Source organism: Kytococcus aerolatus (genome assembly GCF_900187395.1).
GTDB classification, from domain to species: domain Bacteria; phylum Actinomycetota; class Actinomycetes; order Actinomycetales; family Dermatophilaceae; genus Kytococcus; species Kytococcus aerolatus.
The window spans coordinates 1,178,558-1,191,587 of record NZ_FYEZ01000001.1 but is presented as its reverse complement, the minus strand read 5'-3'; the positions used below and the strand labels follow the sequence as shown (position 1 = coordinate 1,191,587).

Below are 13,030 nucleotides of genomic sequence, written 5' to 3'. Positions count from 1 at the left end.
TGGTCCAGGGTGCCGCAGGTCACGTCGGGAGGGCCACGGTGGGGCTCAGGCCTGCTTCGGGGAGCGGGTCAGGGCGCGGCTGCGGCCGGTGAAGATGGCCACGACCGGCCACTCGAGGATCTCCGTGGGGGTGACCCGTCCGTCCTCGTCGAAGGTCACCTCGTGGGGAAGGTGGGCTCCTTCGGGCACGCGGCGCACGACGACGTCGGTGATCCCGTTGCGCCCCCAGGCGGCGCGCTCCTGGCCAAGCCCCACCACGACCTCGCCGAGGCGCGTCGGGGCGATGAAGTCGATGTCGCAGTGCGCGGCGACCGTGGGCTGCCCGGAGGTGTTGCAGGTCAGGGCGAAGACGCTGTCGCAGAAGGCGAAGACCAGGCCTCCGTGGGTCGTGCCGTGGCCGTTCACCATCGTCTCGTTGATGGTCATGGAGGCGATGGAGCGGCCCAGGCCGCCGACCCGGTCGATCTCGTGGACCTGGATGCCCATGTGCTCGGAGGCGCCGTCGGTGCGCCACATCTCGCGGACGTGGGCGAGGTCGGTGCCGTCGGTGGCCTCCTCGCGCAGACCGTCGTGCCAGGTCATGCGGGGTCCTCCTGGGTGGGGGTCGTGGGTTCCTGGGCGGGGGCGGTCGACCCGGTGGGGGCCGGTTGGGCGGCCGTGGGCTCAGCGGTCGTGGATCCGGAGACTGCGGGGAGCGGGGTGTCGTCCTGCTCCGCCATCGCCACCAGGGCGTCGCTGGGCCGGTAGCGGCCGCCGGGGTGTGCCGCGTCGAGGAGGCGGAGGTTCTCCAGCACGTGGGCGGCGCCCAGCTCCTCGAGCCACTCGAAGGGGCCCTTCGGGTAGTTCGTGCCGAGCCTCATGGCGGTGTCCACGTCCTCCCGGGTGGCCTCCCCCCGGTGCACGAGGTCCACGGCCTCGTTGACGAGCATCGAGAGGGTGCGCTCCATGACGTTCAGCTCCACCGGGCCGTGGGCCAGGGCGCGGGCGGTGAACTCGTCGCCCTCGGCGTCCTGCGGGCGGCCGTCCGCGTCGTAGGTGTAGACGCCCCGGCCGGTCTTGCGGCCGAGCGTCCCGGCGTCCACGAGGGCCTTCTGGAAGGCGGTGGGCTCGTAGCGGGGGTCCCGGTCGGTCTGCTCCCAGACGCTCTCGCCGACCGCGTAGTTCACGTCCTGCCCGATGAGGTCGGTGAGGCGGAAGGGGCCCATGGTGAAGCCGGCGTACTCGGTCAGGGCGCGGTCCAGGTCTGCCGGGGCGTGGCCGCCGGGGCCGACCATCCGCTGGGCCTCGCCGTAGAAGGGGCGGGCGACGCGGTTCACGATGAAGCCCGGGGTGGAGGTGCAGTGCACGGGGGTCTTGCCCCAGGTGCGCATCAGCTCGGCGGCGCGCTCCAGCACCAGGGGGTCGGAGGCCTCGCCGCGGACCACCTCCACGAGCCGCATGATCGCGGCGGGGTTGAAGAAGTGCAGGCCGACGACGCGCCCGGGGTGGGGCACGTCGGCGGCGATCTGCGTGATGTCGAGGCTGGAGGTGTTGGTCGCGAGGATCGTCTCCGCGGGCTGGTGCTCGGCGAGGGTGGCGAAGATCTGCTGCTTCACGTCGAGTCGCTCGACGGCGGCCTCGACGACCAGGGACATGGGGGGCAGGGCGGCGAGGTCACCCTCGGCGGCGGGGCCGACCACCAGCCGCTGGCCGATGGCCGTGGCGTCCTCGGCGGTGAACTTCCCCTTCGACACCAGTCGGGCGAGGGTGGCCTGCAGCTTCTCGACGGCCGCGGCGGCTGCTCCCTCCCGGACGTCGACGAGGTGCACCTCGTGGCCCGCCTGCGCTGCCACCTGGGCGATGCCCGAGCCCATGGACCCGGCACCGATGACTGCGACGGGGGCGGGGTCGTTCGTGTGCGTGCTCATGGCCCCAGTAGATCAGGCCCCATGAGCCCGGCCCCGTCAGGGAGGGCGTGGCCTCGGTGGGTCATCAGCGGCCACGCGTCGGACGGTCGCCCAATCTTGGCCAGCCGCCATGCCCTGGACGGTCGCCCCGCGTCGGGCGGCCACTGCTGGGCGAATGCGATCTGCGTCACTAGTCTGGGGTCATGACTGAGACGACTGCGCCCTCTTCGAGCTCCACGACCACCCCGGCCGTGGTCCCCGACGCCGCCCAGGCGCTCGTGGAGAAGCACCGCGAGACGCTGGCCCAGGCCACCGAGGCCCTGCAGCAGCGTGCCTTCCACTCCCGTTACCCGGAGTCGCCCTCCCCGAAGGTGCACGGCGAGGAGGCCGCCCCGACCGGGCTCAAGGCCCACGAGGCCGCGCTCGGTGCCCAGTTCGAGTCGCTCGCCTCCCAGCCGACCACCGGTCAGTGGGTGGGGGCCGAGAAGTCCCCCTACGGCCCGGAGCTGGGTGTCACCTACCCGGAGCTGGACGTCGACGCCGCGATGGAGGCCGCCACCGCGGCGGCCCGCGCGTGGCGCAACGCCGGTCCGGAGGCGCGTGCAGCGGTCTGCGTGGAGATCATCGACCGCATCCACGCGCGCAGCTTCGAGATGGCCCACGCGGTCATGCACACCTCGGGCCAGCCCTTCGTCATGGCCTTCCAGGCCGGTGGCCCCCACGCGCAGGACCGCGCCCTCGAGGCGGTGACGGTGGCGCTGCAGGCCCAGCGCGAGGTGCCGGAGTCCGTGGTCTGGGAGAAGCCGGCCAAGGGCGAGCCGATCCGCATGCAGAAGGACTACCGCGTGATCGGCCGCGGTGTCGGCCTGGTCATCGGCTGCAACACCTTCCCGACCTGGAACGCCTACCCGGGCATCTTCGCCTCCCTGGCCACGGCGAACCCGGTGGTCATCAAGCCCCACCCGATGGCGATCCTGCCGCTGGCGGTCACCGTTGAGGTGGCCCGTGAGGTCCTTGCCGAGGCCGGTTTCGCCGCCGCCCTGGTGCAGCTCGCCCCGGAGAACCCGGGCGGCACCCTGGCCAAGGACCTGGCGCTCCACCCGGCCGTGAAGATCATCGACTACACCGGCGGCCCCGGCTTCGGCGGCTGGCTGGAGACCGAGGCGGCTGCTGCGGGCAAGCTGGTCTACACCGAGAAGGCGGGCCTCAACACGGTCGTCGTCGACTCGGTCGAGAACATGCGGGCTGCCACGGGCAACCTGGCGTTCTCGTTCTCGCTCTACTCGGGCCAGATGTGCACCGCACCGCAGAACGTCTACGTGAAGGCCGAGGGCATCGCCACCGACGAGGGCGAGCTGACGGCCGAGGAGTTCGGCGAGAAGCTGGGCCAGGCGATCACGCACTTCAACAAGGACGACGCCAAGGCGGTCGAGATCCTCGGCGCAACGGTGAACGACGACGTGCGTTCGCGGGCCAACGACTTCGCAGGTCTGGCCGAGCGCCTCGGCGGCACGGTCCTGCTCGCGCCCCGCGAGGTGGAGCACCCGAAGTTCCCGGACGCGGTCGTCCGCACGCCGGGCATCATCTTGCTCGAGGCCGCCGACCGCGAGGCCTACACGAACGAGTGCTTCGGCCCGGTCGTCTTCCTCATCCGGACGGAGTCGACCGAGGAGTCCTTCCAGGTCGCCACGGAGACCGTCCGGGAGCACGGCGCCATGACGATGGCCGTCTACTCCACCGACGAGGAGGTCCTCGCCGAGGCCCGCGAGGTGGCCGCCGACGCCGGTGTCGCCCTCAGCGAGAACCTGCAGGGTCAGATCTTCGTCAACCAGACGGCCGCGTTCAGCGACTTCCACGGCACCGGTGCCAACCCGGCGGCCAACGCCGCCTACGCGGACGCCGCCTTCGTGAGCAACCGCTTCCGCGTGGTGACCACCCGCCGCCACGTCTGATCCCGGCGCTGGCCACGGCCCCGGCCGGACCGGCCACGCCTGCTGCTGCCCCGTCACGAGTGCTCCGCTCGTCGCGGGGCAGCAGCGCGTGCACGCTCACCAGGGCGCCGTGCCCTGGCCCTTCGGAGCCCCCTGCAGCAGTGCGTCCGGGCAGGGGTCACCATCGGGTCCACCCTGTCCTGCGTTCGAAGCGCACCACGGCGCGTCCTTGCTCGTCCCGGTCCACGCGGTGGGTGACCTGTGGGTCCATGAGCCGCCGGTGATGTCGTCCACACAGCGGGATGGCATTGCGGAGGTCGGTCCGTCCTCCACCGGGATGGAGGACCCTCCCGTCCGGTCCGCGGACGGGAGCCCAGGGGGCGGCGTGGTGGATCTCGCACCAGGAGAACGGCCGGTTGCAGTCCTCCTCCGCGCACTGCTCGTACCGGGTGGCCAGCGCAGCCCGTTGGGAGTCGCTGAAGGTCCGCGTCTGCCGCCCCAGGTCGAGGGGCTGGCTCTCGCGGCCCATGACCACCGGGATGATTCCCGCGTTGCTGGCCAGTCGTCGGACCTCGCCGGCCGAGAGCTCGTCGCCGGAGTCGGTCACCCCGACCCGGTCGGTCTCGCCCCGCAGCGTCTCGAGGTCGGTGCGCACCAGCAGTACCGCGTTGACCTTCGAGGCGAGGTGGTCGGTGGGGAGGTGATCGATGAGCTCCGCGAAGGCCTTGCCTTTCTCATGGGCCCAGTCGATCTGCGTGTCCTTCCACGAACTCCCGGGCGCGCCAAGTGCACCTCCGTTCGCTCGCCGGGCCAGTCGACGCGGTGTGACCAGGGCGTCGAGGGCCTTCGCCAGCATCCGACCCTGGAGGACGGGGAGCACGAACTGGCCCTGCACCGTCCCGTCCCCGCGGTCGCGGAGCCAGAGCTCCGCGGCCTGCCACGCGGCTTCCTCCTCGGCGCGCACGATGCCGTCGTGGTGCTGGTCGACCGTGTCCCGGTCGGGCTCGACCAGGGCCAGCGCCCGGCGTGCCTTCCGGCGCAGGCTGTCCGGGGACATCTGGGAGGCCCACCGGACGAGCTCCTCCTCGACACGGCCGCGCTCCGCGGTGCCGAGAGCTTCCGGGAGCTGGTCGAGGGCCTGGCAGATCACGTGCGCGTGCCGCTCGGAGATCTCTCCGGTGTCCCACGCCCGGGCTGTGGGGCGCGGTGGGGTGGCTTCCGGCACGGCCTGCCCGGCGGTCGACGCCGGGGTGGCGGGCCCCGCGCCCGGGACGGTGGCCGGGGCAGCCGTCGGCTGCTCGTTCCCCAGCTCCTGCGCGAGCCGTGCCTGCCGAGCCGTCTCGGCTCCGTGGGTGCGGAGGCGGCGGGCGGCGAACTGCCCGTCGTCGTCATGAGTGGCGCAGCCGGCCTCGCGGGCGGCACGGACCACCTCGAGCGACCGGTTCCGGATCCGCTCGTGCCGGTTCGCCAGGGCCTGCGCGTGACGGAGCATGCGGTCGAGCTGGGGGCCGTCCAGGTGCTCGGGGGAGGAGCCCGCGCTGGCGATGGCGGCCATCAGCGCGTCAGCCGCTGCGTGGGCCCGGGCGAAGGCGGCCTCCAGGGCGTCGGGGGCGTTCTTCGGGGGGTCAGGCGCGCGACGGACCGGGCTGTCGGGCCGTCCGGTCAGGGCTGATGGCTCCAGCACGCTCGTCATCGCACACCCCCTCGCATGCGGTCCATGGCCGACCCCCTGTCGACCTGCAGCCAGACTAGAACACATGATCCACCTCTGTCAACATCCATATAGAACATGTGGACGAAGGGCGAGTGGCCGCCGCCCCGTCTGCCCATCCGCCAGCCGGTCCGAGGCTGTCCCCGGCCCGCCCTACGATGATCCCCGTGACCAGCCATGACACCCACCCCGCCGACCGCCACGACACCATCCGCGTCCGCGGCGCCCGCGTGAACAACCTGCAGGATGTCGACGTCGACATCCCCAAGCGGCGGCTCACGGTGGTCACCGGCGTCTCCGGGTCGGGCAAGTCCTCCCTCGTCTTCGGCGCCATCGCGGCCGAGTCGCGCCGTCTCATCGACGAGACCTACCCGTCCTTCGTGCAGCAGTTCATGCCCTCCAGCGCCCGCCCCGATGTCGACTCCCTGGAGAACCTGTCGGCCGCGGTGATCGTCGACCAGGAGCGGATCGGCGCCAACGCCCGCTCCACCGTCGGCACCGCCACCGATGCCGCGGCCATGCTCCGCACCCTGTGGTCCCACCGTTCCGAGCCGCACGTCGGCGGGGCCCAGGCGTTCAGCTTCAACGTCGCGTCGGCCTCCGGCTCGGGTGTCCTCAAGGTCGGCAAGAAGGACGCGAAGGGCGAGCAGGTGAAGGGGGAGAAGGCGACCTTTGAGGTCATCGGGGGGATGTGCCCTGAGTGCGAGGGGCTGGGCACCACGGCCGCACTCGACGAGGACCTCATCGTCGACCGCTCGAAGTCGCTGGACGACGGCGCGATCCTCGTGCCGGGCTATCCGGTCGACTCGTGGGGTTGGCGGATCTACGCCGAGTCCGGCCCCATCGACCCGGCGAAGAAGGTGGCCGACTATTCGGCCGAGGAGTGGGACTGGCTCATGTACCAGGCCCCCACCAAGGTGAAGTTCGCCGACATCAACATGACCTACGAGGGTCTGGTGACCCGCATCCGGCGCACCTGGTTCGGGGACCGGGAGCCGAAACAGGCACACATCAAGGCCTACAAGGAGAAGATCGCCACCACCGGGCCGTGCCCGGAGTGCGGCGGCACGCGCCTCAACGAGGCCGCCCGCACGGCGACCGTCGCGGGGCGGACCCTGCCCGAGGTCATGGCGATGCAGGTCGACGAGCTCGCGCAGTGGGTCGCCGGACTCGATGACCCGGGGCTGGCGCCGCTCCTGGCCCGGCTGCGGGGCGTCCTCGACGCGATGGTGGGCGTCGGGCTGGGTTACCTCTCGCTGGACCGCGCCTCCGGCACGCTCTCGGGTGGCGAGTCCCAGCGCGTGAAGATGGTGCGCCACCTCGGCTCGCCGCTCACGGACATCAGCTATGTCTTCGACGAGCCCACCGTGGGGCTGCACCCGCACGACATCGAGCAGGTGGTGCAGCTCCTCGCCGACCTCCGCGACGCGGGCAACACCGTGCTCGTCGTGGAGCACGAGCAGGCCGTCATCACCGGGGCGGACCATGTCATCGACATCGGCCCCGGTGCGGGAACCGACGGTGGGCGGGTCGTCTACTCCGGCCCGATGGAGGGGCTCGCGGCGTCCGGTTCGGTGACCGCCGCGCACCTCGGCCGGCAGCCCACCCTGCGCGAGGAGCCCCGTGTGGCGACCGGGCAGCTGGAGATCCGCGGGGCGAGCACGAACAACCTCAAGGGCGTGGACGTCGCCGTGCCGACCGGCGTGCTCGTGGCGGTCACCGGGGTGGCGGGATCGGGCAAGAGCTCGCTCATCCACGGCAGCCTCGGGAAGCGGGACGACGTGCTGGTCATCGACCAGTCGCCGATCAAGGGCTCGCGCCGGTCCAACCCGGCCACGTACACCGGCCTGCTCGATCCGATCCGCACGCTGTTCGCCAAGGCCAACGACGTGAAGCCGGCCCTGTTCAGCCCCAACTCCGAGGGAGGCTGCCCCGAGTGCAACGGTGCGGGCGTCATCTACCCGGAGGTGGCCCTGCAGAATGCCGCCCCGACCCCGTGCGAGGTCTGCGGTGGGCGCCGCTTCCGGGAGGACGTGCTCGTGCACACCTACGAGGGGCTGAGCATCGCGGACGTCTTCGGCCTCTCGGTGGCCCAGGCTGCCGAGATCTTCACGACGGGCAAGGCCAAGACCCTGCTGGCGCGGATGCTCGACGTGGGCCTGGGCTACGTGCGCCTCGGGCAGCCGCTGCCGACGCTGTCCGGCGGGGAGCGCCAGCGCCTCAAGCTCGCCGCCCAGATGAAGGACTCCGAGATCTTCGTGCTCGACGAGCCCAGCGCCGGGCTGCATATGGCGGACACGGCGAACCTCGTGGCGGTGCTGCAGCGCCTCGTCGAGGGGGGCTCGACGGTCATCGCCATCGAGCACAACCTCGACGTGGTGAGCCAGGCCGACCACGTCATCGACGTGGGGCCGGGTGCCGGCCACGAGGGTGGGCAGGTGGTCTTCACTGGCACCCCCGCGGAGCTCACGCAGGCCGACACCGCCACCGGTCGCGCGCTGAAGGCCGCCACGGCCTGATGCGGTGACCGTGGCCACCGAGGCCCGGTCTCCCTGGTGGGGGCCGGGCCTCGTCGGTCGATGGGGTCGCCGCTCAGCGGGGGATGTCCTCGTCGTGGGGCTGCACGACGTAACGGTCGCCGTCCTCGCTGACGTCCCACACGGTCACCGTCGCGACGGGGCCGTCGGCGGTGCTGACCTGCACCTGGTGGTTGCGGGCCATCTGCTCCCCGGTCAGCTCGCGGACCGTGAGCTCGGAGGCGGCGTCAGCGCCCCCCGCCTGCTCCCGCACGGCGTTCAACCAGTCGCTGGTCTTGGACTCGAACCCCTCGCCGGAGTACGCACAGACCGACTCCACCGTGGCCTCGGGCCCCGTCTCGGTCAGCAGCGCGGAGACCACCTCCGTGGGGGTCTCCCTCCCGGCCTGGCAGTCGTCCTGCGAGCACCCTGCCAGGACCGCTGTCGTCACGACCCCCAGCGCCAACAGATCTCTCACACCGGTCTTGCGGCTCATGCGCACCATCCTTCATGTCGATCCTCGGGGTGGAGCGCCCATCGCGACGTTTGCTCCACCTGATGTTGCTGGGGAGGGTGAGGGTCGCCGTGAGGCGCAGGAGTGTCGTATGAGTGGGCCCCAGTCAGCGCAGCATAGAGCCACGCGAGGGGGGGCAAGTGGGGTGGCGGATGTCCTGGGAGTGCACCACCACCTCACCCAGCCAGGCTCCGAGATCACTCGTGGGGGCGACGGTGGCGTCGATCACCTGCCGGAAGCGGTCCAGCGTCTCGGTCGGGGACCCACCGAGGTGCTCACGCAGTCGGCGTTCGTTGTGGACGTCCGGGCGGAAGCGCGCGGCGGCGACGCAGCGCAGGCACGCCCAGCGCCCGGCCTTTCACCTCGTCGTACCCGCCGGCGCCGTGGGCGAAGAGCATGCGCATGGCTCAGCCCTGCTCGGCCTGCTCGCGCATCTCCTCCGAGCCCTCGAACAGCCCGAACGCCGCACCGGCGGGCGTGGTCAGGTGCGCCGAGCGACCGAACCCGAGCTCCATCACCTCACCCACCTGGCTGGCGCCCAGCTCCTTCGCCTTCGCCAGCACCGGGTCGAGCTGCGGCACCAGCGTGTACTGCACCCACAGCGCCTCCTCGCCGGCCTCCAGCGGGCCGATGCCGAAGATCCCGTCCTGACCCAGCTGCGCCACCGAGTAGGGCGCCATCTGGTGGTCGAAGGTGAACCCGAACAGCTCGCCGTAGAACGCCTCGGCGGCCGCCACGTCCGGGGTCAGCAGGTCCTGCCAGCAGGGGAAGCCCAGCTCGTCGACCGCGCCGTAGCCCAGCATTCCGTGGCTCTCGTAGAAGGCCACCAGCGCACCGGCCGGGTCCACCACGGCGGAGAACCGTCCATGGTCCGGCACCGTGGTGGGCGCGATCTCCTCGGTCGCCCCCAGCTCCAGGGCCTTCGCGTGCGTGCCGTCGGCATCGTCGGTGGCCAGGAAGACCGCGGACACGTCGACACCGCACGGCATCGCGGGCCCGATGCCGAACACATGGCGCCCGTCGATCTGGGCCGTGGTGTATCCGCCCAGATCTGGGTCACCGGCGGGGATGTCCACGGCGATCAGCCCGGGCTCGACCTCTCGCGCGAACAGTGCACGGAAGAACGCGGCCGTGCCGTCGGGGTCGGTGGTCCAGAAGTCCCGCCACACGGGCGTTCCGGGGCGCTGGGTGGTGGTGCGTGCGGTCATGGTGCGTGTCCCTTCAGAGGAATGTGAACGGTGTCCACATATAGGATGTGTTCACCGTACACATCAAGGAGGCCCGTGCCAACCCCCCCGATCGATCCCGCCGACGCACCCCGCGAGAACCCGGCCACCCGTGAGGGCTACCACCACGGCGACCTGCGCGCCGCGCTCATCGACCAAGCGGAGGCCGTGGCCCGCACCAAGGGGCCGGAGGCAGTGACGATGCGGGCGCTCACCCGCCAGGTGGGCGTCAGCGCGAACGCGGCCTACCGCCACTTCGCTGACCGCGCCGCCCTGGTGCAGGAGGTCACTTTCCGGGCCCAGGCGGCCATGGCCCGCGCGATGGACGCCGCCCGGGCCGACCTCCCCGCGCAGGCCGATGGGGCCGCGCACCTCACCGCGGTGGGTCGCACCTACATCGAGGCCGCACGGGCCGAACCCGGGCTGTTCCGCACGGCCTTCACCGAGCCGGCGGACCTCGAGCTCTCCGCCGACCCCCGGGCCGCTGGCGATTCGGGCCTCACCCCCTTCCTGCACCTGGCCGATGCCCTCGACCGCATGGTCGCCGACGGCTCGCTGGCCGCTGAACTGCGCGAGGGCGCCGAGGCGCCGTGCTGGTCGGCCGTCCACGGGTTCTCGATGCTGGTCGTCTCCGGCCCGCTGCGCAGCGCACCGGCCGAGGTGGTCGACGCCCTGGTCGCGCGCACTGTGGCCACCGCCGTGCTCGGCATCACCCAGGCGCCGTGAAACCCGATTGACCGGCAGCGCCCCAGCGGCGAGCCTCGCCCCATGACCACCGCAGCGCAGAACCTCCCCGCCACCACCCCCGACCCGCCCGACACCCGTCCCGACCAGGCCTTCCTCGCCGGCGACCGGGAGAACCTCGAGTGGTGGGTGGAGCTGTACCGACAGACCCTGCCGCTCAAGGTCGGCGGGCTCACCGGCGAGCAGCTGGTCCAGCGCGCGGTCCCCCCGTCGACGCTGTCGTTGGCGGGCATCGTCCGCCACCTCACCGAGGTGGAGCTGTACTGGTGCGGTGAGGTCGTCGCGGGTGCGGAGGTGCCGGACGTCTACTCCACCCCCGCCTCACCGGAGGGGGACTTCCTCGATGCTGGGGCAACCACCGCCGTGCAGGACGTCGCCGCCTTCTCCGACGCGGTGGAGCGCGCTCGTGCCTGGTGTGCGGGGGTCACCGACCTCGACGCCCCCGTGGCCGGCACCCGCCACGGGAACCCGGTGAACCTGCGCTGGGTGTACGTGCACCTCATCGAGGAGTACGCCCGGCACCTGGGCCACGCGGACCTGCTGCGCGAGGTCGTCGACGGCCGCACCGGCTACTGAGCGGCGGGCTCCTGCGCCGGCCAGGAGGCATCGGCCTGGTCGGACAACACGGGCGGCGCGGGTCGGGTGTCGAACTCCCGGAAGCTGGGCACCACCAGCGGGGCGAGGGTGGCCACGAGGTAGGCCCCAGCCAGCGCCCACAGGGCCCACCGCCAGCCCAGCCCCGAGGCCAGGAGGCCGCCGAGCAGGCCACCGAGTGGCATGAGCGACCAGCCCAGGGAGGCGCTCAACGCCGAGACGCGCCCCGTGAGCCCGGCCGGGATCCGTTCGAAGATCACCGCTCCCAGGATGGGGTTGAGGAAACCGGACGCCGCGCCGGTGACGGCGAAGGCGGTGACCACCACCCACAGGGGTGCGCCGAGGGTCAGGACGGCAAAACGCACCGGTCCGGTGACGAGGAAGCCGATGACGTAGGTCCGGAACCGGGGGAGCCGATGGGCCCAGCGGGCGGCGGCCAGGGAGCTGACGGTGGCGGCGGCCGAGAAGACCGTCAGCAGCAGGCTGATGCCGGCCGCGCCGGCGCCCGTCTCGCGTGCCCAGACCGGGAACAGCACGGCCGACCAGGCCAGGTCCAGTAGGTTGGTGACCGCGACCATCCCACTGATGCCCAGGAGCACGGCATCGTGGCGGATGAAGTCCCACCCGCCCAGCAGGGAGCGCAGGTACGGCTCGCGCGTGTCGCGCTGGGCGCTCGGCCGGGACGCTGCGGCCGTGGTCGCCCCCAGGGCCGCGGCGCCGAGGACGAAGCAGGCCGCCACCACGAACAGGGTGCGGGGCGCGCCGAGCTGGGTGATGAGCAGGCCCGCGGCGGCCGCGCCCGCCATCGCGGAACCGCGGTCGATGGCGCCGTGGTAGCCGGTCACGCGTTCCAGGGGCACCCGGGCCAGCTCCGTGACGCCGGGGATCATGGCCTGCTTGGCCCCGTCGGCAGGCCCCCGCAGCGCGCCCCCGGCGGCGACGAGCAGCAGCAGGGCCCAGAAGGGCAGCGCGCCGCGCAGGTGCAGCAGCGGGATCAGTCCGAACACGGCGGCCGACCCGAGGTCGCAGACACACGCCACCCGGCGTGGGCCGAGCCGGTCGGTCAACGGTCCGCCCAGCACCTTGAAGACCACCAGGGGCAGCAGCTCGGCGGCCGAGACGAGGCCGGTCTGCGTGGCCGAGCCGGTGGTCACCAGGACGAACCACGGGATCACCACCATGCTCATCCGGGTGGCCGTGATCGTGAAGGTCTCGGCCGTCAGCAGTCCCCGCAGGGGTAGGGCGCTCACACTGGCTCCTCAGGTCTGGTCCGGGGCGGGGGGCATCGCGTGGGGCGATAGCGCCGCGTTCAGGTTGACCCAGTACGGCTGTGCCTCCGGCACGTCCTCTTCGGGCCAGGACGTGATGACCTCGATGAGGGCGTCCCGCAGCGCGTGCGCACGCTCGGGGGTCAGGCGCAGCATCCAGTCGCTCGTGGTGCCGGCTCGTCGCCACGCGGCAGGCAGTGTCTCGGCCTGCTCCACGACCTGCTGCAGCTGCTGCGAGTAGACCACCGCCACGGCTTGCTGGTACGCCCCGAAGGTCTCGCGCTCCTGGGGGGTCAACCCCTTGGAGGAGGTGCGGGTGGAGCGGTGGACCGCCCGCCACCAGCGCTCGCGCGAGGAGCCGCGGCCCTTGTCCTCCTCGATGAAGCCGTGCTGTGCCAGCTGTCGCAGGTGGTAGGACGTGGCACCGCTGTTGACGCCGAGGTGCTGCGCGAGACCCGTGGCGGTGTTGGGGCCCGAGGTGCGGAGCAGTCCCAGGAGCCGTAGGCGGACCGGGTGGGAGAGGGCTCGCAGCCCCTCGGGGCCGGGGGTGCTGATCTCGGGCGGGGTCATGCCGTGACCGTAACCGTGCAAAGGGAACTTTGCAAACATTCCTTTGGCCGCGTGGTCAGGTCCGATCCGT

11 protein-coding genes are annotated in these 13,030 nt (G+C 72.1%); 4 read left to right on the top strand and 7 right to left on the bottom strand.

The features are described 5' to 3' along the window. Positions 1-45 precede the first annotated feature (45 nt). Together CFT82_RS05610 and CFT82_RS05605 are read right to left on the bottom strand one after the other, a co-directional pair. Positions 46-582, bottom strand: a complete 537-nt coding sequence (locus tag CFT82_RS05610) for a hotdog fold thioesterase (RefSeq protein WP_088818017.1) — start codon at positions 580-582, stop codon at positions 46-48. Continuing rightward, on the bottom strand, positions 579-1,907 hold the full coding sequence (locus CFT82_RS05605) for a 3-hydroxyacyl-CoA dehydrogenase NAD-binding domain-containing protein (RefSeq protein WP_088818016.1): 1,329 nt from the start codon (positions 1,905-1,907) through the stop codon (positions 579-581). Before CFT82_RS05605 ends, CFT82_RS05610 begins: the two co-directional genes overlap by 4 nt. Positions 1,908-2,089: 182 nt before the next feature. Here CFT82_RS05605 and paaN point away from each other — a divergent pair, with 182 nt between their 5' ends. After that, entirely contained in the window at positions 2,090-3,838 is a 1,749-nt protein-coding gene (gene paaN / locus CFT82_RS05600; RefSeq protein ID WP_088818015.1) for a phenylacetic acid degradation protein PaaN, read from the top strand. Between the two features lie 157 nt (positions 3,839-3,995). On the opposite strand, the gene CFT82_RS05595 is transcribed toward paaN, so the two are convergent. Continuing rightward, positions 3,996-5,510: an HNH endonuclease signature motif containing protein gene (locus CFT82_RS05595; protein ID WP_159461868.1), complete on the bottom strand. Its 1,515-nt coding sequence runs from the start codon at positions 5,508-5,510 to the stop codon at positions 3,996-3,998. Positions 5,511-5,686: 176 nt separating this feature from the next. On the opposite strand from CFT82_RS05595, the gene CFT82_RS05590 reads away from it, so the two are divergent. Then, entirely contained in the window at positions 5,687-8,047 is a 2,361-nt protein-coding gene (locus CFT82_RS05590) for an ATP-binding cassette domain-containing protein (protein WP_088818013.1), read from the top strand. A 73-nt stretch (positions 8,048-8,120) separates the two neighbouring features. On the opposite strand, the gene CFT82_RS05585 is transcribed toward CFT82_RS05590, so the two are convergent. Beyond that, entirely contained in the window at positions 8,121-8,540 is a 420-nt protein-coding gene (locus tag CFT82_RS05585) for a hypothetical protein (RefSeq protein WP_088818012.1), read from the bottom strand. Positions 8,541-8,965: 425 nt separating this feature from the next. Next, entirely contained in the window at positions 8,966-9,766 is an 801-nt protein-coding gene (locus CFT82_RS05575) for a VOC family protein (RefSeq protein ID WP_088818011.1), read from the bottom strand. 75 nt (positions 9,767-9,841) lie between these two features. Between CFT82_RS05575 and CFT82_RS05570 the strand changes: the two genes are divergently transcribed. Both CFT82_RS05570 and CFT82_RS05565 read left to right on the top strand, forming a co-directional pair. After that, entirely contained in the window at positions 9,842-10,510 is a 669-nt protein-coding gene (locus CFT82_RS05570; RefSeq protein WP_234994286.1) for a TetR/AcrR family transcriptional regulator, read from the top strand. 42 nt (positions 10,511-10,552) lie between these two features. Then, positions 10,553-11,104 (top strand): DinB family protein, encoded by a 552-nt coding sequence (locus CFT82_RS05565; RefSeq protein WP_088818009.1) that lies wholly within the window; start codon positions 10,553-10,555, stop codon positions 11,102-11,104. Here CFT82_RS05565 and CFT82_RS05560 read toward each other — a convergent pair. Then, the gene (locus CFT82_RS05560; protein WP_234994285.1) at positions 11,098-12,372 is read right to left on the bottom strand and encodes an MFS transporter; all 1,275 of its coding nucleotides are present in this window, start codon (positions 12,370-12,372) and stop codon (positions 11,098-11,100) included. The two genes, CFT82_RS05565 and CFT82_RS05560, sit on opposite strands and share 7 nt — an antisense overlap. Positions 12,373-12,381: 9 nt before the next feature. Beyond that, a complete protein-coding gene (locus tag CFT82_RS11710; RefSeq protein ID WP_012801715.1) occupies positions 12,382-12,960 on the bottom strand; it encodes a helix-turn-helix domain-containing protein in 579 nt (192 codons plus the stop codon). Positions 12,961-13,030: the final 70 nt, after the last annotated feature.

What these genes read in the sequence shown, in the direction of transcription:
- CFT82_RS05610 (WP_088818017.1), bottom strand. Translation starts at nt 582, where the DNA reads ATGACCTGGCACGACGGTCTGCGCGAGGAGGCCACCGACGGCACCGAC.
- CFT82_RS05605 (WP_088818016.1), bottom strand. Translation starts at nt 1,907, where the DNA reads ATGAGCACGCACACGAACGACCCCGCCCCCGTCGCAGTCATCGGTGCC.
- paaN (WP_088818015.1), top strand. Translation starts at nt 2,090, where the DNA reads ATGACTGAGACGACTGCGCCCTCTTCGAGCTCCACGACCACCCCGGCC.
- CFT82_RS05595 (WP_159461868.1), bottom strand. Translation starts at nt 5,510, where the DNA reads ATGACGAGCGTGCTGGAGCCATCAGCCCTGACCGGACGGCCCGACAGC.
- CFT82_RS05590 (WP_088818013.1), top strand. Translation starts at nt 5,687, where the DNA reads ATGATCCCCGTGACCAGCCATGACACCCACCCCGCCGACCGCCACGAC.
- CFT82_RS05585 (WP_088818012.1), bottom strand. Translation starts at nt 8,540, where the DNA reads ATGAGCCGCAAGACCGGTGTGAGAGATCTGTTGGCGCTGGGGGTCGTG.
- CFT82_RS05575 (WP_088818011.1), bottom strand. Translation starts at nt 9,766, where the DNA reads ATGACCGCACGCACCACCACCCAGCGCCCCGGAACGCCCGTGTGGCGG.
- CFT82_RS05565 (WP_088818009.1), top strand. Translation starts at nt 10,553, where the DNA reads ATGACCACCGCAGCGCAGAACCTCCCCGCCACCACCCCCGACCCGCCC.
- CFT82_RS11710 (WP_012801715.1), bottom strand. Translation starts at nt 12,960, where the DNA reads ATGACCCCGCCCGAGATCAGCACCCCCGGCCCCGAGGGGCTGCGAGCC.